The 20,741-nt window shown below is 73.9% G+C and carries 17 protein-coding genes; 7 read left to right on the top strand and 10 right to left on the bottom strand.

Annotation, left to right across the window (positions count from 1 at the left end; genetic code table 11):
* Nucleotides 1–11: 11 nt before the first annotated feature.
* The 3 genes from HHX40_RS13600 to HHX40_RS13590 form a co-directional block, all read right to left on the bottom strand.
* Nucleotides 12–1,736, bottom strand: a complete 1,725-nt coding sequence (locus tag HHX40_RS13600) for a glycoside hydrolase family 3 protein (RefSeq protein WP_310738089.1) — start codon at nt 1,734–1,736, stop codon at nt 12–14.
* Nucleotides 1,733–2,737 (bottom strand): N-acetylglucosamine kinase, encoded by a 1,005-nt coding sequence (locus tag HHX40_RS13595; protein WP_310738088.1) that lies wholly within the window; start codon nt 2,735–2,737, stop codon nt 1,733–1,735. The genes HHX40_RS13600 and HHX40_RS13595 overlap by 4 nt, the downstream gene beginning before the upstream one ends.
* Before the next feature lie 87 nt (nt 2,738–2,824).
* Nucleotides 2,825–3,049 carry a hypothetical protein gene (locus HHX40_RS13590; RefSeq protein WP_111701473.1) on the bottom strand — a complete coding sequence of 75 codons (225 nt, stop codon included), beginning with the start codon at nt 3,047–3,049 and terminating at the stop codon, nt 2,825–2,827.
* A 263-nt stretch (nt 3,050–3,312) separates the two neighbouring features.
* Between HHX40_RS13590 and HHX40_RS13585 the strand changes: the two genes are divergently transcribed.
* The 4 genes from HHX40_RS13585 (at nt 3,313) to HHX40_RS13570 (ending at nt 7,808) form a co-directional block, all read left to right on the top strand.
* A complete protein-coding gene (locus tag HHX40_RS13585; protein ID WP_182880878.1) occupies nt 3,313–3,471 on the top strand; it encodes a hypothetical protein in 159 nt (52 codons plus the stop codon).
* An 85-nt stretch (nt 3,472–3,556) separates the two neighbouring features.
* On the top strand, nt 3,557–4,531 hold the full coding sequence (locus HHX40_RS13580; RefSeq protein ID WP_182880877.1) for an MvdC/MvdD family ATP grasp protein: 975 nt from the start codon (nt 3,557–3,559) through the stop codon (nt 4,529–4,531).
* Nucleotides 4,532–4,540: 9 nt separating this feature from the next.
* The gene (locus tag HHX40_RS13575; protein ID WP_182880876.1) at nt 4,541–5,539 is read left to right on the top strand and encodes a TIGR04500 family putative peptide maturation system protein; all 999 of its coding nucleotides are present in this window, start codon (nt 4,541–4,543) and stop codon (nt 5,537–5,539) included.
* A 103-nt stretch (nt 5,540–5,642) separates the two neighbouring features.
* Complete coding sequence (locus tag HHX40_RS13570) at nt 5,643–7,808, top strand: peptidase domain-containing ABC transporter (protein ID WP_310738087.1); 2,166 nt, start codon at nt 5,643–5,645, stop codon at nt 7,806–7,808.
* Nucleotides 7,809–7,906: 98 nt separating this feature from the next.
* On the opposite strand, the gene HHX40_RS13565 is transcribed toward HHX40_RS13570, so the two are convergent.
* The 4 genes from HHX40_RS13565 to HHX40_RS13550 form a co-directional block, all read right to left on the bottom strand.
* The gene (locus HHX40_RS13565; RefSeq protein ID WP_182876733.1) at nt 7,907–8,656 is read right to left on the bottom strand and encodes an ABC transporter permease; all 750 of its coding nucleotides are present in this window, start codon (nt 8,654–8,656) and stop codon (nt 7,907–7,909) included.
* An 18-nt stretch (nt 8,657–8,674) separates the two neighbouring features.
* A complete protein-coding gene (locus tag HHX40_RS13560; RefSeq protein WP_182880875.1) occupies nt 8,675–9,634 on the bottom strand; it encodes an ATP-binding cassette domain-containing protein in 960 nt (319 codons plus the stop codon).
* A 180-nt stretch (nt 9,635–9,814) separates the two neighbouring features.
* Nucleotides 9,815–10,564 carry a YcnI family protein gene (locus HHX40_RS13555; RefSeq protein ID WP_182880874.1) on the bottom strand — a complete coding sequence of 250 codons (750 nt, stop codon included), beginning with the start codon at nt 10,562–10,564 and terminating at the stop codon, nt 9,815–9,817.
* Between the two features lie 214 nt (nt 10,565–10,778).
* A complete protein-coding gene (locus HHX40_RS13550) occupies nt 10,779–11,360 on the bottom strand; it encodes an MFS transporter (protein WP_182880873.1) in 582 nt (193 codons plus the stop codon).
* 371 nt (nt 11,361–11,731) lie between these two features.
* On the opposite strand from HHX40_RS13550, the gene HHX40_RS13545 reads away from it, so the two are divergent.
* Nucleotides 11,732–13,645, top strand: coding sequence for a cytochrome c oxidase assembly protein (locus HHX40_RS13545; RefSeq protein ID WP_182880872.1), 1,914 nt, complete (start codon nt 11,732–11,734; stop codon nt 13,643–13,645).
* A gap of 69 nt (nt 13,646–13,714) precedes the next feature.
* Here the strand turns inward: HHX40_RS13545 and HHX40_RS13540 are convergent, their stop codons facing one another.
* Nucleotides 13,715–15,439 (bottom strand): DEAD/DEAH box helicase, encoded by a 1,725-nt coding sequence (locus HHX40_RS13540; protein WP_182880871.1) that lies wholly within the window; start codon nt 15,437–15,439, stop codon nt 13,715–13,717.
* Between the two features lie 153 nt (nt 15,440–15,592).
* Here HHX40_RS13540 and HHX40_RS13535 point away from each other — a divergent pair, with 153 nt between their 5' ends.
* Nucleotides 15,593–16,777 (top strand): MFS transporter, encoded by a 1,185-nt coding sequence (locus HHX40_RS13535; protein ID WP_182880870.1) that lies wholly within the window; start codon nt 15,593–15,595, stop codon nt 16,775–16,777.
* On the opposite strand, the gene HHX40_RS13530 is transcribed toward HHX40_RS13535, so the two are convergent.
* Nucleotides 16,744–17,586 carry an SAM-dependent methyltransferase gene (locus tag HHX40_RS13530; protein WP_182880869.1) on the bottom strand — a complete coding sequence of 281 codons (843 nt, stop codon included), beginning with the start codon at nt 17,584–17,586 and terminating at the stop codon, nt 16,744–16,746. The two genes, HHX40_RS13535 and HHX40_RS13530, sit on opposite strands and share 34 nt — an antisense overlap.
* A gap of 129 nt (nt 17,587–17,715) precedes the next feature.
* Between HHX40_RS13530 and HHX40_RS13525 the strand changes: the two genes are divergently transcribed.
* On the top strand, nt 17,716–19,131 hold the full coding sequence (locus HHX40_RS13525; RefSeq protein WP_182880868.1) for an MFS transporter: 1,416 nt from the start codon (nt 17,716–17,718) through the stop codon (nt 19,129–19,131).
* A 128-nt stretch (nt 19,132–19,259) separates the two neighbouring features.
* Here the strand turns inward: HHX40_RS13525 and HHX40_RS13520 are convergent, their stop codons facing one another.
* Nucleotides 19,260–20,714 (bottom strand): acyl-CoA carboxylase subunit beta, encoded by a 1,455-nt coding sequence (locus tag HHX40_RS13520; protein ID WP_182880867.1) that lies wholly within the window; start codon nt 20,712–20,714, stop codon nt 19,260–19,262.
* Between the last annotated feature and the right edge of the window lie 27 nt (nt 20,715–20,741).

Genomic DNA, 20,741 nt, shown 5'->3' with positions numbered 1-20,741 from the left:
TCCGGTTGCGGTCACTGCGACCGGCCGGCGAGCCAGCGGGCTGCCGCCCGCGCCGACGCCGTCGAGTTGCCGTGGGTGGCGAGGTACAGCCGCCCGGCGGGCGTCCCGGGCACCCCGGTCTCGACCACCACGGCGTCCGGCCTGGCCCGCAGCGCCTCCTCCAGCAAGCGCCGCATCCAGGCGTGCCGTACGGCGTCGTGGACGGCGATCACCAGCGGGCGCCCGGTGTCGCCCAGCGTGGCGAGCAGCCCCGGCACGTCGTCCTCGTCGTTCACCTCGGCCGTCGTGGTCCCCGGCAGGATCTCCGCCAGCGCCTGGCCCAGGGTGAGGGGGGTGACGCGGCCCACGGCCTGGCTGGGGCGCGCCGTCATGCTCACCACCAGCGGCGCCCGGGTCAGCACGCCCGGCCCCACCGCCTCCTCAGTGGCACCGGTGGCCCTAGCGGCCCCTTCGGCCGGCGCGGCCGGGGTGGCGGGCCCGGTCGCCGAAGGTCCTGTGGGTCCTGTGGGTCCGGGCGTCACCCGCAGCGCGGCGGTGGCCGCCGCGAGCCCGAGGCCCTCGTCGGCGTCCCCGGCCGCCGCCGCCCTGTCGCCCGCCCGCGCGTCGTACCAGGCGGCCAGGTCCCGGACCCGGCCCGCCGCCTCTGCGAGGCGGTCCTCCTTCAGCCGCCCCTCGCGGACCGCCGCGGTGATCGCGTCGCGCAGCGCGTACACGCTCTCTCCTCTGGCCGAGGACACCCCGACGCAGATCGCGTCCGCCCCGGCGGCCAGCGCGCGCACCGCGATCTCGCCGGGGTCGTGCAGGGCGGCGACCGCGCGCATCTCTATGGCGTCGGTCACCACGAGCCCGCCGAACCCCATCTCCTCGCGCAGCAGACCGGTCAGCACGGCCCGGCTCAGCGTCGCCGGGAGCGCGTCGACGGCGGGAACGAGCAGGTGCCCGCACATCACCGCGCGCACCCCGGCCGCGATCGCGGCCCGGAAGGGCGGCAGGTCGCGCCGCTCGATCACCTCCCGCGCGGCCCGTACGGCGGGCAGCGCGAGATGCGAGTCGGTCACGGTGTCGCCGTGACCGGGGAAGTGCTTGGCGCAGGCGGCCACGCCCGCGCTCTGCAGGCCCTCGATCCACGCCGCGCCGTGGCGGCCGACCGCCTCGGGGTCGGAGCCGAACGAGCGCACACCGATGACGGGGTTGCGGGGGTCGGCGTTGACGTCGACGACCGGGGCGTAGTCGAGCGTGACACCGGCCGCGGCGACCATCCTGCCGATCTGCCGCCCGACCCGCCGGGTCAGCGACTCGTCGTCCGCGACGCCCAGCGCGAGGTTGCCCGGCCAGGAGCTTCCCGTCGCGGCCTCCAGCCGGGTGACCGAGCCGCCCTCCTCGTCCACCGCCACGACCACGTCAGGCCGCTCCCGGCGCAGCGCGGCGACCAGCGCACTCGTCCCGTCCCCTGCGCCGCCCACTGCACCGTCCACTGGGCCTGGGCCTGGGCTTGGGCCGCCCGCTGCCCCGGTGCCGTCGCCGGCGCCGTCGCGATCGCCACTGCGGTCGGCGGCGCGGGGGGCGGTGCGGGGGGCGGCGCGGGTGACGTTGCGGGCGAAGAGCACCACGCCGCCGAGGCCGTCCGCGAGCGCGCGGAGCAGCCAGTCGGGCGGTTCGGTGCCGTCGAACCCGGGCTGGAGCACGGCCATCGCCAGCCGGTCCAGGCCGTCGCCGCTCGCCCGGCCCGCGGTCACCGGACGCCCTGCCCGATCAGCGCGCGGTGCGCCGCGGCGGCCCGGGGATCGTCTCCGAGGGCGGCCCGCAGCGCGAGGGCCGCGGCGCCCGCCGCGGCGTCCCGCGCGGGCACCAGTTCGGCCCACCTGCCGAGCTCCGCCCAGACCAGGTGGGCGAGCTCGGTCGGCTCGGTCAGCAGCGAACCCGCCAGCACCAGCGGACCTCCGCCTCCCCTCGCCCACGCCCCGCCCCACGTGACGCCCTCTCCGCACACCACCCGTGCCGTACGGCACAGCCTGCGCGCCGCCTCCCCGACGACGCCGCGCGCCACCTCGTCGCCCTCGCGGGCGGCGGCGTCCACGACCGGCGCGAGCGTGCCGAGCCAGGCGGGCCCCTGCTCGGCGACCCGCGCGTACACGGCCGCCACCAGTTCCCCGGCGAGCGCGGGCCCGTCGTCCTCCCCGGCCGAGCCCGGCCCGAGAACGGTCTCGGCCACCCGGGCGACCAGGAGGGTCGGGGCGCCCCGGCCGTCGATCGCGTTCAGCGCCGCGGCGGCGCCCCTACGGCCCAGCCACACGCCCGATCCCTCGTCGCCCAGCAGCCAGCCGAGCCCGTCGGCCCGCCGTACGACGCGGCGGGCGCGGACGCGGGCACCGATCGCGCCGGTGCCGGCCACCAGCACCGCGCCGTCCGGCTCGACGGTCGCTCCGGTGAAGGCCACGAGCACGTCGGAGACCACCACCGGGCGCCCCGCGAGCCCCGCGTCCCGCCAGGCCCGCTCGGCCGGCTCGGCCGCGCCGGCGACTCCGGCGAGGCCGAACACGCCTCCGGCGACCCGGGCCGGGTCGACGCCCGTCAGCGCGCCGGCCAGCGCGGCGCGCAGATTGGCCGCCGGGTCGGGAACCGAGATCGCGTTGGCGCCGCCGGCCCGTCCCCGTCCGGCGATCTCGCCCGACTCCCCGGCCACGACGCAGCGCGTGCTGGTGCCTCCCCCGTCCACGCCGATGAACAGAGCCCCCACGACCGCTCCCTATGGAGATGCCTTCCATCAACCTATAAGTCGGTGGAAATCTTCTACAACGGTGGCCGGAGCGGCCGGGGGGCCGGGCTACTTCTGGCTGTCGGTGAGGTCCACCATCGCGGTGGCCGCCCGGAAGAACTTGTTGCGGCCGAGGTCACCGATGGTCTTGATGTGGAACGCCTTCTTCAGCATCTCCGCGTCCTCCGCGGTCACGCCCGAGAGCGCCTCCACCGGCGCCTTGACGATCTCCTCCAGGCTCTTGTCCTCGTACTCGCGGTCGAGCAGCTTGGCAAGGTCCGCTGTCACAGCCATGACTCCCCCAATCACCAGGCCCCGATACCTGGTGAAATGCCCCAAGCACCCATCTCCTATGCGGGTGCGGGCGGCACGGGGCCGCGAGGTCGCTCTTCCCGGGGGCCTGGGGATCGCCGCACTCGCCGTCGCCCTGAGGCGAAGGTGCGTTCGCGGCGAGAAGAGGCGCTCCGGTTCCTCCGGGGGTGCAAGCCACTTCCAACCAAGATCCAAGACAGCGTCGCGAGAGTTCGTCGGGAATTCCCGGAGAGGAGGTGCGAGACATGAGTATTCGCTTCGACGACCTCGGCAGCGCCGCTGAGCTGCCCGAGGACGCCCTGGACGACATCGTCGGGGGCAAGGAGATCGAGTGGCACCCGTGCACATGGCTTTCCAGCAGCCAGCAGGGCCAGACCATCGACAGGCGGGACGTCCTCCTGTGACGCCCCACGCCTGAAGCCACGTTGCTGTGAAGCGGCGTGCCCGTGCGTACCGGGCACGCCGCCTTCGTCAATGATAGGAAATTCGGTGATTCTGATACTCAGCGCCAGAAACGACGCGTCGGTGGAGATGGTCGTCCCCGAACTCGTCGAACGAGGCGCCGAGTTCCTGTGGTGGGATCCGGGCGGTTACCCCGCCGACAGCACGATCAGCTCGCGCCTGACCGGCGGATCCTGGCGGCACACGCTGCGCGTCGACGGCCGCGAGTACGACTGCTCCCAGTTCACCGCGATCTGGAACCGCCATCCCACGCATCCGCACGCACCCGAGTCGGTGACCGACGACAACCACCGGAAGTACGTCGAGAAGATCGCCGCCATCCTGCTGCACGGGTGGGAGCACACCGTCGAGAGCCGCTGGCTGCCGGCCAGGACCTCCGACATCGTCCGCACCCAGAACAAGCTCGTCAATCTCGGCGTCGCGGCCGCGCTGGGCTTCACCACCCCCGACACCCTCGTCACCAACGACGACGAGGACCTCATCCCGTTCTGGGAGGACGCCGGAGGCGAGCTGATCGCCAAGGTGGTGGAGTACGTCGAGTTCCAGATCGACGGCGAGGACCACTCGCACTACACCACGCCGGTCACGCGCCGCCGTCTCACCGACAGGCACCGGCTGGCCCTGGCCCCGGCCATTCTCCAGCCGTACGTCAGGAAGGCCGTCGAGCTGCGCATCACCGTGGTGGGCGACCAGGTGTTCCCCGCCGAGATCCACTCCCAGGGATCACGCGCGACCAGGTACGACTACCGCCATTACGAGCAGACCTTCTCCACCTACGCGATCCATCGCCTGCCCGACGACGTCGAGCGCCGCTGCCTGGAACTGACCGCCTCGCTCGGTCTGCACTACGGCTGCATCGACATGATCGTCACTCCCGAGGGCGAGTACGTCTACCTGGAGATCAACCCCGCCGGGCAGTGGGGCTGGATCGAGGCCACCACCGGCCTGCCCATCGCCGCCGCCATCGCCGACTGGCTCATCGCCGCCGAACCGCACAGGTGAACCACCCCTATGACCAGCGCCTTCGACACCGTTTTGACCGAAGCCGTGGACCTGCTGCGGACGCTGCCACGCCGCCGCGACGCCGTGCCCGAGGCCCGGCGGGCCGTCGCCGAGTGGCGTGCGACCCGGCCCGCCACCCGCGCCCAACTTGTGGCCGACATACGGCCGGGCAGCCCCATCGTCGACTACGACCTGGTGCTGGCCCACCCCGACGGGGGAAGCGTGGCGCTGACCGCCCCGGCCGACGACGGCGTGCCCTGGACCCTGGATCACTCCACTCACTGGGCCTCCGGCCGGGTCGTCACCGTCGACGGCTTCGCCCTGCTCATCCAGAACGCTCTGCTCACCCTGCGTGCCCGGACCGAGCGGGACAGCACGATCCAGGACGAGCTGATCGACTACTGCATCCTGAGCGACATGGCCGGCAGGGAGCGCCCGCCCACTCAGGAGGAACTCCAGCAGGCGTCCGACGCCTACAGGGTCAGGAACGGCCTGCGCAGCCGCGCCGACATGATGCGCTGGCTCGCCGACGTCGGTCTGAACGAGACGGCCTACACCCATCACATCTTCGGTCTGGCCCTCAAACAGCGGGTCCGCGCCCGCATCGAGCAGGAGACGGCACGCGATTATCTGGAGCGCAACCCGTCCGAGTTCGACCATGTCTGGGCACTGTGGGCGGAAGGTCCCGAAGACCGCCTCGCCGAGCTGGCAGGTGCCCCCGACCCCGCCGCCGCCCTCATCCAGGCGCTCTCCTCCCGCGACCGGATCACCGTCACCACCGCCGACGGCCCCGCCCTCGACCTGCCCGAACCCATGCGCACCGTCCCCGCGGGGGCCGTGACCGGCCCCGTCCCCCATGGGAAGGGCCACCTGCTCGGCGTCGTCCGCGAACGCCGGCCCGCGGACCTCGCCGACCCCCGCACTCTCGCCGCCGCCGGTCGCGCGGGCTTCGCGGAGTACATGGCCGAACGGCGCGCCAAGGCCGCCGTCACCTGGCACTGGCTGTGACCGTGTCCCGTCACCGTGGCCCCTGCTTTCCGCTGCTCTGGCTCGTCGTGGCCCTCCTGGCGGTGGCGGGCGGGGCCGTCGCCGTGCTGATCGAGGGCGCCCGGTGAACCGCCTGCGGGTGGTGCTCCAGAACACGCAGACCGAGTGCGGGTCGGCGTGCCTGGCCATGGTGCTGCACCATCACGGTCACCGCACGACCGTCACCGAGCTGTCGAGCCGCCTCGGCGTCGGCCGCGACGGCCTCAGCGCCCGCGCCATCGTCGCGGGTGCCCGCGAACACGGGCTGACCGCCAAGGCGTTCCAGCTCGCCCCCGACGACCTGGCCCGGGCGCCGCTCCCGGCCATCGCCCACTGGGAGTCCAATCACTTCGTGGTGGTCGAGCGGTGGGCCGTCGACCGGGTCGACATCGTCGATCCCGGTCAGGGGCGCCGGCGGCTGACCCCGCCGGAGTTCGCGGCGGGGTTCACCGGTGTCCTGCTCGTCTTCGAGCCTGGCGCGGGATTCCGGCGCGGATCGTCGTCACTGGCCGGCGCGTGGCGGCGGGAGTTCCTACGGACTCTGCTGCGACGCCGGCGCGGGCTGCTCGCGCAGGTCGTCGCGGCCTCGCTGCTGCTGCAGCTGGTCGGCCTGGTCCTGCCGCTGTTCTCCGAGATACTGCTGGACACGGTCCTGCCGCAGCGCGCCGACCTGCTGCCGCTGCTGGGAGTGGCGGTGCTGATCACGGGGGCGGCCCAGCTCGTCCTGGGATATCTGCGGGCGGCGCTGCTGGTGGCGGTGCGCACCCGTGCCGACCAGGAGCTCAGCCGGGGAGTGGTCGGCCACCTGATGGCGCTGCCCTACACGTATTTCACCCAGCGGGGCACCGGCGACCTGGTGACTCGCGCCTCCAGTGTGTCGACCCTGCGAGAGCTGCTCACGGGCCAGATCATCACAGCGGTCCTCGACGGGCCGCTCGCCGTCGGCTACGTGGTGGTCGTCTACGCCCGCGACCCGATCTTCGGGGCGGCGCTGACCGGCGTGGTCCTGCTCCAGTCGCTGCTCCTGCTGGTCACGTCCCGGCGCGTCCACATGCTGACGCAGCAGGAACTGGCGGCTCTGTCGAAGTCGCAGGGCACTCTGATCCAGACGCTCAGCGGCATCGAGACGCTCAAGGCCTCGGGCGCCGAGCGCAGAGCGATGAAACAGTGGTCGGATCACTTCGAACAGCAACTCGAAGCGGACGCGCGCGTAGGTCTCACTCACGGTCTCCTGGACGCCGTCGTGTCGGCGATCCACGTGATCACGCCGCTCGCGCTGCTGTGGATCGGTGCCTGGCGGGTGCTCGCCGGAGACCTCTCCGTCGGCGCGCTGATCGCGCTCAACGCCATCGCCCTGGCCGCGCTGACCCCGCTCGGCTCGCTGATGACCAGCCTCCAGAGCCTCCAGCTGGCGGGCGCCCACTTCGACCGGCTCTCCGACATCCTCATCTCCACCCCGGAACCCGACGAGGGCATCGAGGTGCTGCGCCTGCGCGGCCGGATCGAACTGCGCGACATCGGCTTCCGGCACGACCCGCGCGGCCCTTGGACCCTCCGGGGCGTGTCGGTGTCGATCAGCCCCGGTCAGAAGGTCGCGCTGGTAGGCGCCTCCGGCTCCGGGAAGAGCACGCTGGCCCGGCTTCTGCTGGCGCTGCACACCCCGGTCGAGGGCGAGATCCGCTACGACGGCGTCCCCGCCGGCGAGCTCAACCTGCGCACCCTGCGCCGCCAGTTCGGCGTCGTCACCCAGGACCCGTCCCTGTTCAACGGCACCATACGGGAGAACATCGCACTCAACGACCCCGACGCCCCACTGGAGCGCATCGTCGCGGCGGCCGAACTGGCCGCGCTGCACGACGAGATCATGGCGATGCCAATGAACTACGAGACCATGCTGACCGAGGGCGGCGGCCTGTCCGGCGGCCAGCGGCAGCGGCTGGCGCTGGCCCGCGCCGTACTGTCCCGGCCCAAGGTGCTCCTGCTCGACGAGGCCACGAGCAACCTCGACAGCGCCACCGAAGCCGCCGTCGAGGCCAACCTGGCCCGGCTCCCCCAGACCAGGATCGTCATCGCCCACCGCCTCAGCACGGTCAGGGACGCCGACCTCATCCTGGTCCTCGACGCGGGACGCATCGTCCAGCGCGGCACTCACGAACGGCTGATGGCCGTGCCCGGCAGGTACGCGGAACTCCTCGCCGCCCAGGCCGTCGTCTCGCGATCCGCTCCCCCGACACGCCTCCCAGGCCCCTGAGACGCTTCGTCAGGAGCGCTCGGCGGTCATCGGAACCCGCACCGGTCCGGGCGCGCCGGCCCCGGCCCGGCCGGACTGGTGCCGGGTCCGTCTCGTGGTCAGCCGGCCAGGTTGCGCAGGGAGCGCACCGACCAGACCAGGGTGAGCGCGGTGAGCGCGGCGAAGAGGGCGAAGGCGACCGGGATGGTCTCGGCGCTGAGGTCGCCGCGGAACAGCGACCGGCCCGCCTCGACGGCGTAGTAGAGCGGGTTGAACTTCGCCAGCGTCTGCAGCCACTGGGGCCCGAGCGAGACCGGCAGGAACAGCCCGGCGATCAGGGTCAGCGGCATGGCGAAGAACTGCACCAGCTGCGACATGCCGTTCTCGTCCCGCAGGGTCAGCGCCAGGCCGTAGGACAGGCTGGCCGCGAACAGGCCGGTCGCGGCCATGAGCAGCAGCACGAGGAGCATCTCGGCCAGCCCGATCCGCAGGCCCATCAGTGCGGCGATGCCGATCACCAGGATCGCCTGCAGGACCAGGACGATCACGTCCTTGACGAGCCGGCCCAGGATGATCGCGGGGCGCCACGCCTGGCTGACCGCGAGCCGCTCCAGCATGCCGTTGCGGGTCTCGTTGATCATGCCGAAGCCCGCGAACATCGAGCCGAACAAGGCGATCATCATCATGGAGCCCGGCGTGAACATCGCGAGCACGTCCGTCATCTTCCCGCCGGGGACCGTGCTCCTCAGCAGCGGCGCGAAGAACACCAGGTAGAGCACCGGCTGCATGATCCCGAACAGCGGCCAGACCGGGTTGGCGAAGAGTTTCCTGAGCTCGTAGCCGAGGAAGAGCATCGTGTGTCGAGTCATCGTGTGAGTCCCGGGAGGTCAGGCGGCGTCGCGCAATGAGCGGCCGGTGTGCTTGAGGAACACGTCGTCGAGGGTGGCGCGTTCGAGGGAGACCGACCGGATGCCCAGGCCGTTCTCCTCCAGGGTGCGCAGCATGTGCATCAGGCCGTGCTCCCCGTCGTCGAGGTACGCGCGGACGACGCCGGGCTCGGCCCGGACCTCCTTGACGTACGGCTGCGCGTCGAGAAGTTTCCGGGCGCCGTCCGTGTCCTCCAGCCGGAGCGTCACCACGTCGCCCGCGACCTCCTTCTTGAGCTCCTCCGGCGTTCCCCTCGCGACGATCCTGCCGTGGTCGACGATGACCAGCCGGTCGCAGAGCGCGTCGGCCTCGTCGAGGTAGTGCGTGGTGAGCAGCACGCTGGTGCCCTGCTCACGCAGCTTGCGGACCTCGTCCCAGAGGTTGGCCCGGTTCTGGGGGTCGAGGCCGGTGGTCGGCTCGTCCAGGAAGATCAGCGGCGGCGCGTTCACCAGTCCGACGGCGATCGCAAAGCGCCGCTTCTGACCCCCCGAGAGGGTCTTCGCCGGGCGGTTGGCGATCTCGGTGAGGCTGAACGCGGCGAGCAGCTCGTCCGCCCTGGCCTGGGCCTGCCGGCGGGACATCCCGCTGATCCGGGCGGCGAGGAGCAGGCTCTCGATGCCGGGGGCGGTGTCGTCGACGCCGCCCGCCTGGCTGACGTAGCCGATGTTCTCCCGGACCTTGGCGGCCTCCCTGGCGACGTCGAAACCCGCCACCCGGGCGCTGCCCGAGGTGGGCAGGGTGAAGGTGGCGAGCATCCGGACGGTGGTGGTCTTGCCCGCGCCGTTCGGGCCGAGGACCGCGAAGACCTCGCCCCGCTCGACCTGGAGGTCGATGCCGCGTACGGCCTCGACCTCCTCCTTCTTGCCTCGTCCTCGTTTCGCGTGAAAGGTCTTGCGCAGGTCGTGCGCTTCGATGATCATTTGCTCTCCGGTGATCAGGGGGACACCAGCCTGACGGCTCCCCTGGGGCGAGAGTCAACACCTTTTCACGGCGCCCCGCCGCCCCCGCCACGGGATCATGACGAGGGGTCGCGGAAGGCGCGAGCCCTCTTCCCGGAGGTGCCGGAAAGAGGGCTCGTTCGGATCGGGCGGGAGGACCGCTCAGCCGCGGGAACGGCGCAGCGCCGTGATGCCCGCGCCGGCCCCGACCAGGCCGGCCAGCAGGCCGAGACCACCGAGCACCAGGGCCGCGGTGCCGCTGCCGCCTTCGTCGTCGTCCTCCGCCACCGCGGCCACGGACGGCGCCACGTCAGGGCCGGCGGCCGCGGCGGCGGACGGAGAGGCCGCGGCGGCCTCGCCGCCGCCCTCTTCCGCCTTCGGCGCGACGAGCTTGAGCGTGGGCGCCGGGTGCTCCGCCTCGGACCCGTCGGCCTTCGGCGGGTCCGCCCACTTGACCACCTCGCCGTTCGAGTAGGTCTGCTCGGTGGGGAACTCCAGCGCGTCCACGTTCTTGGGCAGCGGGCCGACCGAGGCCTCGAACTCCTGGAACTGGCCGGACTCGATCTTCCCTCCGGTCCAGGTGATCTTCAGCACCGATTCGGTGATCTTGTCGCCGTCGTCGGACACGACGGGCTGGGGCAGCTTGCCCTGGGTGACCTTGACCTTCCACCCGGACACCGGGCGGACCGAGACGAACGGCAGCGGATGGTCGGTGGGGAACGCCACCTCCACCTTGGTGGTGGAGGCGTTGTCGCGCTCGTTGGGCACCCGGAACGCGATCTTGGTCCAGCCGCCCTGCTCGGCGGTGCCGGGGTTGACGGTGACGTGGGCGAGGGCGGGCATGGCGAGACCGAGGGTGACGGCGAGGGCACCCGCGGCGACCGCCGACACACGGCGGACGGATGAAGTCATGGGGGTTCTCCAGTCTCTGTACTGAAATGCCGGGAACGCGCGAGCAGGAAGTGCCGTCAGGGGACGGCCGGAAGGCAGCGTCGCCGGGCGGCACGAGGCCTCTTGGCGCCGCTGTTCTCCGCAGGGCACGCCTCCGCAGGGCACGTCTCTCCATGCCGGGGGACGACGAGGGAGAGGCCTCCGCCGGGAGATACGCGCCGCTCGCGCGGGAAGCTCAGAAGACGGGAGAAACGGGTGGCCCGCGACGGACGACCGCGTGCCGCAGCACCCATGGCGGGCGCGGCGCGCGAGGCCGTCCCGGTGTGGCGCGCACGCGGGGACGGGTGATCCCCGCGAGACCGGCCCGCAGCAGCGCCACCAGCGTGGCGAGCATCGTGAGCCAGTGGGCCGCCCCGGCGCCGATCCGGCGCAGGACCGACCACAGCGCCTCCTCGCCGCGCGACAGCCACAATCCGGTGAGCAGCGCGGCGGTGAGGTGGGCGGTGAGCATGCCGGTCTGCGTGGTGAGGCCGCCGTGCCACGTGAGGTGGGTGGGCTCACCCGCGGAGGCCGTGACGTCGAACAGCAGGTGCAGGAACGCCTGCGCGCCGACCAGCAGCCCGACGATCACCTGGGGAGACCGTTCCCGGCCCGCCGCGACGGCCGCGCCCGCCGTGACGGCGAGCACGCCGGTGAGCAGCGCCCCGGTCGTGGGCCCGCCTCCCCCGGCGAACCAGTGCGCGCCCATGGCGAGGAGCACGCTGACGGCCGCGAAGGCGGCCGACCGCGCGAGCCGGAAGGAGAGCGTGGCGCGCATGACGCGGGGATTATCGCATATCGCCGTGATCTCGGCCCTGAGTCGTGTTCAGCGGTTCCATGCCTGCTCCGCGTTGCCCGGCCTCGGCCTCGCCGCGTCGCCGCGCCGGTCACGAAGATTCCTCCCGGGCACCGAGACCTCCGCGGTGCCCGGAAGCCGCCGCCCACAGCTCACGCCTGCGGCGCGTCCACCCGCGCGGGACGGAGGCGTCCTCCCGGTCGCCCGCGCCCGGGCACCGAACTGCGCCGGCGGCGCTGAAGTTTCACCGGGACGCCGAGACCGCGACCGGCGGGTGCGGCAGGACTCCCCTAACGGCCACATACCGGTCATACTCATGACCGATCAACGGTGCCGAACCGAGGGACCCCCCGATGACCTCTCCCCCGCGCCGTGGCGGCTTCATCACCGCCGGGCCGGTCACCGCCGTCGTGGCGACGGCGGCGGCCGTGCTGGTGCTCGCCCTGTGGTTCGGCGGCGCCGGGCCACGCCCGGCCATCGAAGGGCTGCCGTCACCCGGAGTGCTGACCACCTGGGGCCTGCCCGTCGCCCGACTCGTGCTCGACGTGTGCGCCGCCGCGACGGTCGGCGTGCTGCTCGCGTCCGTCGTCCTGGTCCCCGCCGGCTCCTCGGGCACCGGCCGTGCGGACGCCGGGACCACCCGGTCACTCGCCCGGGCCGCCGCCGCGTGGGCGGCCGGGTGGGCGCTGAGCGCGATGGTCACCGAGGTCCTGACCCTGTCGGACTTCCTGGGGCTGCCCGCGGGCCAGGCGATGCGCTCCGGCGCGCTCACCGTCTTCCTGCTGAACATCCCGCAGGGCCAGGCCTTCGCGGTGGTGGCGGCGGCGGCCGTGGCCCTCGCCGCCGGGTCCCTCCTGCCGTGGGGACGCGCCTGGCGGGCGGTGCTGCTGGCGGTGGCGATCCTCGCGGTGCTGCCCCCGGCGTACGTGGGGCACTCGGCCTCGGCGGCCGACCACAATCTCGCCGTCCTCAGCCTGATGGCGCACGTCGCGGCCGTCGTGCTGTGGACCGGCGGCCTCTACGCCCTCGTCGCGCACCTGCGCGCCGCGCCCGGCCTGGCCGTCGCGGTGGGCCGGTTCAGCACGCTCGCCCTGGGCTGCTTCGCCGCCGCCGCGGCGTCCGGCGCGCTCAACGCCTGGGTCCGGCTCGGCGCGCTCCCCCCGCTGTGGCAGTCCAGGTACGGCCTGCTCGTGCTGGCCAAGATCGCCGCGCTGGCCGCGCTGGGCTGGTTCGGGTGGCGGCACCGGCGCGCCACGATCGAGGCGCTGCGGACCGGCGTGTCCCGCGCGCCGTTCGTCCGGCTGGCCGCCGGGGAGATCACGGTCATGGCCGGCACGCTGGCGCTGGCCGTGGCGCTGGGGCGCAGCGCGCCGCCCGCCGGCGAGGCCGAGCACCAGCACGACGCCCTGGGATACGCCCTCCCGCCGTTCACCCCCGGCGCGCTCGCCACGGACGTGCGGCCCGACCCGATCGCACTGCTCCTGCTCGCGGCGGCCGCGGCGGCCTACCTGGCCGGCGTGCGACGGCTGCGGGCCGACGGCGCGGGGTGGCCGGCCGGGCGGACCGTCTCCTGGCTGGCGGGCCTGCTGGTCCTCGCCTACGCCACGTCGGGAGGGGTCGCGGCGTACGCGCCGGCGCTGTTCTCCGCCCACGCGGCGCAGTACGCGCTGCTCGGCGCGGTGGGGCCCGTCCTGCTCGCCGCCGGCGCCCCGCTCACGCTGTGGCGGCGCGCCCACCCCGGCCCGGACGCGCTCGACGGCCCGGCGGCCCGCACGCTGTCCCATCCGATGGTGGCACTGGCCCTGTACGCGCTGCCGTACCCGGCGCTGTATCTGACCGGGCTGTTCGCGTTCGCCCAGCCGAGCCTCGCCCTGCGGCTGGCCGCGCAGACCGTCGTGATCGTCACCGGGGTGCTCTTCTTCGTCGTCGCGGCCGGCGTCGACCCGCTCCCGTGGGCGATCCGGCCGCAGGTCCGCGCGTGGATGCTCGCCACGGCGATCGCCGTACGGATCTGGACGGGCCTGGCGGTGCTCACCGGTCCGGGACAGGCGCCGCAGTGGTACGCGGCGCTCGGGCTGTCCTGGGCCCCGGATCCGGCGGCCGACCAGCGGACCGGGGCGCTGCTCGGCACCGGGCTGAGCGTCGCCGTCCTGGCGGCCCTCCTCGTGCTGCTGCTCGGCCGGTGGCGGGCGGCCCTGCGCAGGACGGCGGCGCGAGACGCCACGGGAGAACGCGGAGAACGCGCCGCCAGCCCCACGAGCGGGTGATCACGGGCAAGTGATTACGGGCGGGTGACCACGGGCGGGTGATCGGAACCGGCGGCCGCGCCGGGACCGTCAGCGGCGGCCGCGGGGGGCGCCGTCGCGGTCCCTGCGCACAGTGGGCCGCTTGCCCTTGATGGTGGTGTGGCGCAGCGCTTCGACCACCTCGTCCACGGCGGCGTCGGGGATCTCGACCAGCGTGAACCGGTCGGCGATCTCGATGGCGCCGATCTCCCGCCCGGTGACCCGGGTCTCTCCCGTGATCGCGCCGACGATGTCCTGAGGGCGCACCCCGGCGCTGCGGCCGGCGCCCACGAACACCCGGCTCATCGGACCGCCGCCGCGCCGCCCGCGCCGGTCGTCGCGTCCGTACCGGTCGTCACGGCCCTCGCGCGGCCCGCGCTCGGGGCGCGGCGCGCGCGGCGTCACCTCGGGGATCTCCTCCTCGTCGGCGGCGGCGCCGGTGGACTCGTGGGCGAGCTTGACCGCGGCGAGCGCGATGTCCACCAGGTCGAACTCGTCGGCGAGCGTCTCGACCACGACCCTGAAGCGGTCGAGGTCGCCGTCCTCCATCAGGCTCTCCTGCAGCGCGGCCCGGGTGAGCTCCAGGCGGCGGGCGCGCAGGTCGGCGACCGTCGGCACCTTCTCGACCGCGATCCTGCTGCGGGTGACCCGCTCGATGGTCTTCAGCATCCGGTGCTCGCGGGGCTCGGCGAGCGTGATCGCGACGCCCTCGCGGCCGGCCCGGCCGACCCGGCCGATGCGGTGCACGTACGACTCCGGCGCGGACGGCACGTCGTAGTTGATGACGTGCGTGAGCTGCTCGATGTCGAGGCCGCGCGCGGCCACGTCGGTCGCGACCAGCAGGTCGGCGGTGCCGCTGCGCAGCCTGCCCATGACCCGGTCGCGCTGCTCCTGGCCCATGCCGCCGTGCAGGGCCTCGGCGCGGTAGCCGCGGCCGTTCATCGTCTCGGTGAGCTGGTCGACCTCCTCGCGGGTGCGGCAGAACACGATCGCCGCGGTCGGCGCCTCCACGTCGAGCACCCGGCCCAGCGCGGCCGGCTTGTACGCCCGGCTCACGATGTAGGCGCTCTGCCGGATGAGCGGCGCCTCCCCGGCGGCGGGCGCCTCCCGCTCGATCCTGATGCGGACGGGTTCACGCAGGTGGCGACGGGCGATCCCGTCGATGCGCGGCGGCATCGTCGCGGAGAACAGCACGGTCTGCCGTTCCTCGGGGATGTCCTGGAGGATGGCCTCGATGTCCTCGGCGAAGCCCATGTCGAGCATCTCGTCGGCCTCGTCGAGGACGACCATGCGCAGCCCCTTCAGCGGCAGCGTCCCCCGGCCGATGTGGTCGAGGGCGCGGCCCGGCGTGGCGACGACGACGTCCACCCCGCGCTCCAGCGCCCGCAGCTGCCGCCCGATCGGCTGGCCGCCGTAGATGGGCAGCACCCGCGTGCCGAGGTCGCGGCCGTAGCGGTGCATCGCCTCCGACACCTGTACGGCGAGCTCGCGTGTGGGCACCAGCACCAGCCCGGCGGGCTCGCCGCCGTCGTCCGCGCCCCCCGCGTGGAAGACGCCGTGCAGCCGCTGCAGCATGGGCAGCGCGAACGCGGCGGTCTTGCCCGTCCCGGTGGCGGCCTGCCCGAGCAGGTCGCGGCCCTCGAGCAACGGCGGGATGGCCTCACGCTGGATGGGGGTGGGCTCCTCGTAACCGAGGCCGGACAGCGCCTTGAGGAGCTCCGGGCCAAGCGCCAGGTCGGCGAAGCCGGGTCCGTCTTCGATCTCGTTCACGGACATGTCAAGCTCCTCATGGGGCGGATGTGCACGGGAAGACCCTAACGGTCTTTCCGCCCGTACCCCGAATGGCACCCCCCGCACTCGGCGGCGCACCCGGGGTGACCGCACGGGCCCGCGGCGACCGCACGGCCGGGCACGCAATAGCGTACGACCGTGGATCTTCGGGAACTGAGACGGGCCAGGTTCGCGGTGTCGGTCGTCTTCGCCCTGCACGGGGCGGTCACCGGTGGTTTCGCCTCCCGCATCCCCTGGATCCAGGATCACGTGGGTGTGGGGCCCGGCGGCCTCGGCCTGGCCCTGCTCGCGCCGGCCGTGGGCTCGATCCTGGCGATGCCGACCGCGGGACGGATCACACACCGGTTCGGCGGGCGGGCCGTCACCCGGGTCTCGATCGGCCTGTGGTGCCTGGCCCTCGTCCTGCCCCCGCTGGCGCCCAACCTGCCGCTGCTGTGCGCGGCGCTCCTGCTGTACGGCGCGGTGGCCGGCGTCGGCGACGTCGCGATGAACGCCCAGGGGGTGGTGGCCGAGCAGCGGCTCGGCCGTCCGATCATGTCCGGCCTGCACGGGATGTGGAGCGTGGGCACGCTCGCGGGCGGCGCGGTGGGGACGCTGGCGGCCAACGCGGGGCTCGACGCCCGCGCGCATCTGGGCGGGGCCGCGGTCGTGCTGTTCCTCGTGGCCCTGGCGGTGGGGCCGCTGCTGCTGGACGTGCGGGCGGGCGAGGAGGAGGCGGCCCCGCCGCACTTCGTGCTGCCGTCGCGCGGCGTCGTGATCATCGGGCTGGTCGGCTTCTGCGCGGTGTTCGGCGAGGCCGCGGCCCAGGACTGGTGCGCGGTCTACCTCGGGCAGGTGACCGGCGCGTCCCAGGCCGTGGGCGCCGCCGCGTACACGGCCTTCGCCTGCACGATGGCGGCGGGCCGGCTGTGCGGCGACGCGGTGGTCCGCAGGCTGGGCCCGGTCGCGACCGTCAGGGGCGGCGGCGCGCTGGCGGCGCTCGGCGCGCTGCTCGTGGTGGCCGCGCGCTCCCCGGTCCCGGCGGCCACCGGGTTCATGCTGATCGGCCTGGGGATCGCGGTGGTCGTCCCGCTGGTGTTCGCGGCGGCGGGCCACGCCGGGCGCACGCCGAGCGAGGGCGTCGCGGGAGCGGCCACCGTCAGCTACGCGTCGGGCTTCGTCGCGCCGAGCGCGATCGGCGGGATCGCCTCCCTGACCGGGCTGCCCGCCTCGTTCGGGCTGGTCGCCGTGCTGCTGCTGGCGGTCGCGCTCGGCGCGGGCAGGCTCGCGCCCTCCGCGCGGGAGGCGCCTCAGCGGACGGCGCCGACCCCGCACAGGAAGTAGCTCCCGATGCCCAGCAGGCGCGGGTCGAAGGCGTCGTGCTCGGGCCGCCACTGGTGCAGGTTCACGATGCCGGGCTCGACCAGGTCGAGCCCTTCGAAGAACGGTGTGATCTCGGCCGTCCGGCGGGCGACGAACTGCGCCGAGGCGCCCTGGTAGACCCGCTCCACGTCCGGGGCGCGTTCCGGGCGCTCGTCGACCGCGACGTGCGACATCGCCAGGTAGCTGCCGGGGGCGAGCGCCTCGCGGATCCGGCCGATCACGCGGCGGGGCTCGTCGGAGTCGGGCAGGAAGTGGACGATGGCGAGCAGCAGGACGGCGACCGGCCGCGTGAAGTCCAGGTGGTCGCGCACGTCCGGATGGGCCAGGATCTCCTCCGGCCGCCGCAGGTCGCCCTGCACGACCCGCACCTCCGGGCTGTCCTGGAGCAGCGCGCGGGCGTGTGCGAGCACCTGCGGGTCGTTGTCGACGTACACCGTCCGCGCGCCGGGCGCGTGCTCGGCCGCCACCTGGTGGACGTTGCGCTGGGTCGGCAGGCCCGCGCCGATGTCGAGGAACTGCCGGATGCCCCGGCCGGCGAGGAACCGCACGGCGCGGACGAGGAAGTCCCGGTTCTCCCTGATGCCGAGGGGGATCTCCGGCACATGCTTCAGCACCTGCTCGGCCGCCGCGCGGTCCGCGGGGAAGTTGTCCTTGCCGCCCAGGAAATAGTCGTACATCCGGGCCGCGTTGGGCACGTTCGGATCGAAACCAGCCCCGGCGCCCGATGCCACGACGGGCTCGCCACCGGTCTCGCTTTCCCCCGGATCCATGGAGATCTCCCCCCTCGCCAGTGGCGATCATCGTAGCCGGAGGCGGGAAAGTGAAGCCATCTCATCCGATCGCAATGAAGAACGCGATATTTCCCGAATAGGCGCATCGTCCGGTGTCATGATCGCCTCATGCCCGCACCCCCCGAAACCGCCCCAGGGACCGGCCCCGAGCCTGGCCCCGCGCCTGGCCGCGAGCCCGGCGCCGAGTCCTCCCTGGCGCGCCGCGTGCTGGGCGCATGGCTCGCCGACGGCGTCACCAAGGGCAACATGTGGGCCCTGCTGGCGCTCGCCACGGCGGGGACGGCGGTGATCTCCTTCCTGCCGTCGGCCCAGCCGCACGTCCTCAGCGTGATCCTGGGCCTGCCCGAGTCCCGGCAGGGCACCGTCGTCGGCCTCCTCAACACGGCGGCCGAGATCGCGATGGTCGTGAGCCTCGCGTGGTACGGCGCGCTGGCCGACCGGTTCGGGCGGCGGGTGATCGTGGTCGCCGGGCTGACCCTGTGCGCCGCCGGCACCGCGCTGTTCCCGTTCGCCGGGAACACGGCCGCGCTGGCCGGGCTGCGGGTGGTGTTCGGCCTGGGCGTCGCGGCGATCAACGCGATGCTGTCCACGATCGCGATCGACTATGTGCGCAGCAGGTCACGAGGCGCGTCGTACGGGCTGGTCGGCTTCTTCGGCGGGCTGGGCGCGCTGGTCGCCGTGCTGGTCCTGGTGCGGCTGCCGCAGACGCTGGAGTCGGGCGGCATGGAGCCGGTGCGGGCGGCCCGCACGGCGTTCCTGCTGATCGCCGCGGGCATCGTGGCCGCGGCCGGCCTGCTGTGGCTGACGCTGTCCGGGCGGCGGCCCGTCGCGGCGGCGCGGGTGCCGCTGGTCCGCCTGGTGCGCGAGGGCGTGGCCCTCGTCCGCGACCCCGGGGTGGCCCTGTCGTACGCGGCGTCGTTCGTGGCCCGCGCCGACCTCGCGATCGTGGTCGCCTTCATGTCCCTGTGGATCAAGAACTACGGCACGGAGCACGGCGGCCTCACCGGTGCGGCGGCGCTGGCCAAGGCGGGCGCGGTGGTGGGCGTGTCGCAGATGGTCGCGCTGCTGTGCGCGCCGCTGTTCGGGTGGCTGGGCGACCGCATGCGGCGTCAGGACCTGGTCGTCCTGGCGCAGGCCGTCGCCGCCGTCGCCTACCTGTCGACGCTGCTCGTCACCGATCCCCTCGGCCCGGGCATGATGCTGGTCGCCGTGCTGATCGGGGTCGGTGAGATCGCCGCCATCACCACGGCGGGCCCGCTGCTCGCGCAGCAGGCGCCCGCGGAGGTGCGGGGGTCGGCGTTCGGCGTCCACACGCTCTGCGGCGCGGCCGGCGTGATGATCGTCTCGGCGCTCGGCGGAGCGCTGTTCGACGCGTGGCGCCCCGCCGGGCCGTTCGTCGTGGCCGGCGTGTTCAGCCTGGCCGTCACGTGCTTCGGCCTGGCCGTACGGCGGCGGGTGACGCCCAGGACCGAGGCCGACGTCGCCGGTGAGGCCGTCCCCGGCCCGCAGGCCCGGAACCACTGAAGGCCCTCGCCGCAGGCCCTCCGGGACCCGGATCCGGGAGCTGCCGGGTCGAGGCCAGGAGCTACTCAGAGCGCCCCGTGTCCAGGCCGGCAGGCCGCTGAGCCGCGGGGTGGGCAAGGCGCGGGGTGTCAGAGCGGGATGTTGTTGTGCGCGCCGCGCGAGGCGGGCGCCGCGGCGAGGGCCTCGGCCACCCGCCGCCGGGTGGTCCTCGGGTCGATCACCTCGTCCACGACCCCGAGTTCGAGCGCCCGGCCGACCCCGCCCGAACGCTCCTCGTGCTCGCGGACCAGCTCGGCGAGCAGCCGTTCCCGCTCCTCCTCGGACCCGGCCGCGGCGAGGCGGCGCCGGTGCAGGACGCCCACGGCCGCCTCGGCGCCCATGACCGCCACCTCCGCCCCGGGCCAGGCGAAGACCGCGGTCGCGCCCAGGGAGCGGGAGTTCATCGCGATGTACGCCCCTCCGTAGGACTTGCGGACGATCACCGTGACCCTGGGCACGGTGGCCTCGGCGAAGGCGTGCAGCAGCTTCGCCCCCCGGCGGACCACGCCGCCCCATTCCTGGTCGACGCCGGGGAGATAGCCCGGAACGTCCGCCAGCACGACGAGCGGAACGCCGTTGGCATCGCACATGCGGACGAACCGGGCCGCCTTCTCCGCCGACGCCGAGTCGAGGCAGCCGCCCATGCGCAGCGGGTTGTTGGCCACGACGCCCACCGGGTGCCCGGCCAGGCGGCCGAGGCCGACGACGATGTTCGGCGCCCAGCGAGGCTGGATCTCCACGAACGCGGGACCGTCCGCGCCGTCGTCGAGCAGCGCCCGGATCACCGGGCGGATGTCGTAGGCGCGGCGGGCCGACTCGGGCAGCAGGGCGGCGGGATCCCGGTCGTCGGTCAGGCGTTCCAGGTCGAACCGCCCGGTCCCGGTCAGCAGGCCGGCGATCACGCGGGTGCGCCGGAAGGCGTCCTGCTCGTCACCGGCGACCACGTGCACGACACCGGAGCGGCGGCCGTGCGCGTCCGCGCCGCCGAGGCGTTCCATGTCGATGTCCTCGCCCGTCACGCGGCGGACCACGTCGGGACCGGTGACGAACACCCGACCCGCACCGGACATCACGATCAGGTCGGTCAGGGCCGGGCCGTAGGCCGCCGCGCCCGCCGCGGGACCCACGATGACCGAGATCTGCGGCACGCGCCCGGAGGCGCGGGTGTTGGCCGCGAAGACCAGGCCCGCTCCGTGCAACGACTCGACCCCGTCCGCGAGGCGGGCCCCGCCGCAGTGCCACACCCCGATGACCGGCACCCGCCGCCGCAGCGCCTCGTCCACGGCGGCGGCGATGTGCCGGGCCCCGGCCAGGCCCAGCGCCCCGCCCATGACGGTCGCGTCGGTGCAGAAGGCGACCACCGGTGACCCGCCGATCCGGCCCGTGACCGCCAGCACGCCGCTCGTGTCCCCGGGATGCAGCGGCGCCGCCGAGTCCGCGTCCAGCAGACGGGCGAGCCGGGCGGCGGGATCGCGATCGTCCCGATCCTCCCGGTCCTCCCGCTCGGTTTCCGTCTGGGCAGTCTCCGTCTGCGCAGCGGTCATCGGCGCACCCCCTGCTCGCGTTTCCGC

Origin of the sequence: Microbispora sp. H10949 (genome assembly GCF_014161435.1) — a bacterium.
In the GTDB taxonomy this organism is placed as follows: domain Bacteria; phylum Actinomycetota; class Actinomycetes; order Streptosporangiales; family Streptosporangiaceae; genus Microbispora; species Microbispora triticiradicis.
The sequence above is the reverse complement of the archived record's forward strand: the minus strand, read 5'-3'. Positions and strand labels throughout refer to the sequence as shown.

What these genes read in the sequence shown, in the direction of transcription:
- HHX40_RS13590 (WP_111701473.1), bottom strand. Translation starts at nt 3,049, where the DNA reads ATGGCTGTGACAGCGGACCTTGCCAAGCTGCTCGACCGCGAGTACGAG.
- HHX40_RS13585 (WP_182880878.1), top strand. Translation starts at nt 3,313, where the DNA reads ATGAGTATTCGCTTCGACGACCTCGGCAGCGCCGCTGAGCTGCCCGAG.
- HHX40_RS13575 (WP_182880876.1), top strand. Translation starts at nt 4,541, where the DNA reads ATGACCAGCGCCTTCGACACCGTTTTGACCGAAGCCGTGGACCTGCTG.
- HHX40_RS13565 (WP_182876733.1), bottom strand. Translation starts at nt 8,656, where the DNA reads ATGACTCGACACACGATGCTCTTCCTCGGCTACGAGCTCAGGAAACTC.
- HHX40_RS13560 (WP_182880875.1), bottom strand. Translation starts at nt 9,634, where the DNA reads ATGATCATCGAAGCGCACGACCTGCGCAAGACCTTTCACGCGAAACGA.
- HHX40_RS13555 (WP_182880874.1), bottom strand. Translation starts at nt 10,564, where the DNA reads ATGACTTCATCCGTCCGCCGTGTGTCGGCGGTCGCCGCGGGTGCCCTC.
- HHX40_RS13550 (WP_182880873.1), bottom strand. Translation starts at nt 11,360, where the DNA reads ATGCGCGCCACGCTCTCCTTCCGGCTCGCGCGGTCGGCCGCCTTCGCG.
- HHX40_RS13545 (WP_182880872.1), top strand. Translation starts at nt 11,732, where the DNA reads ATGACCTCTCCCCCGCGCCGTGGCGGCTTCATCACCGCCGGGCCGGTC.
- HHX40_RS13540 (WP_182880871.1), bottom strand. Translation starts at nt 15,439, where the DNA reads ATGTCCGTGAACGAGATCGAAGACGGACCCGGCTTCGCCGACCTGGCG.
- HHX40_RS13530 (WP_182880869.1), bottom strand. Translation starts at nt 17,586, where the DNA reads ATGGATCCGGGGGAAAGCGAGACCGGTGGCGAGCCCGTCGTGGCATCG.
- HHX40_RS13525 (WP_182880868.1), top strand. Translation starts at nt 17,716, where the DNA reads ATGCCCGCACCCCCCGAAACCGCCCCAGGGACCGGCCCCGAGCCTGGC.
- HHX40_RS13520 (WP_182880867.1), bottom strand. Translation starts at nt 20,714, where the DNA reads ATGACCGCTGCGCAGACGGAGACTGCCCAGACGGAAACCGAGCGGGAG.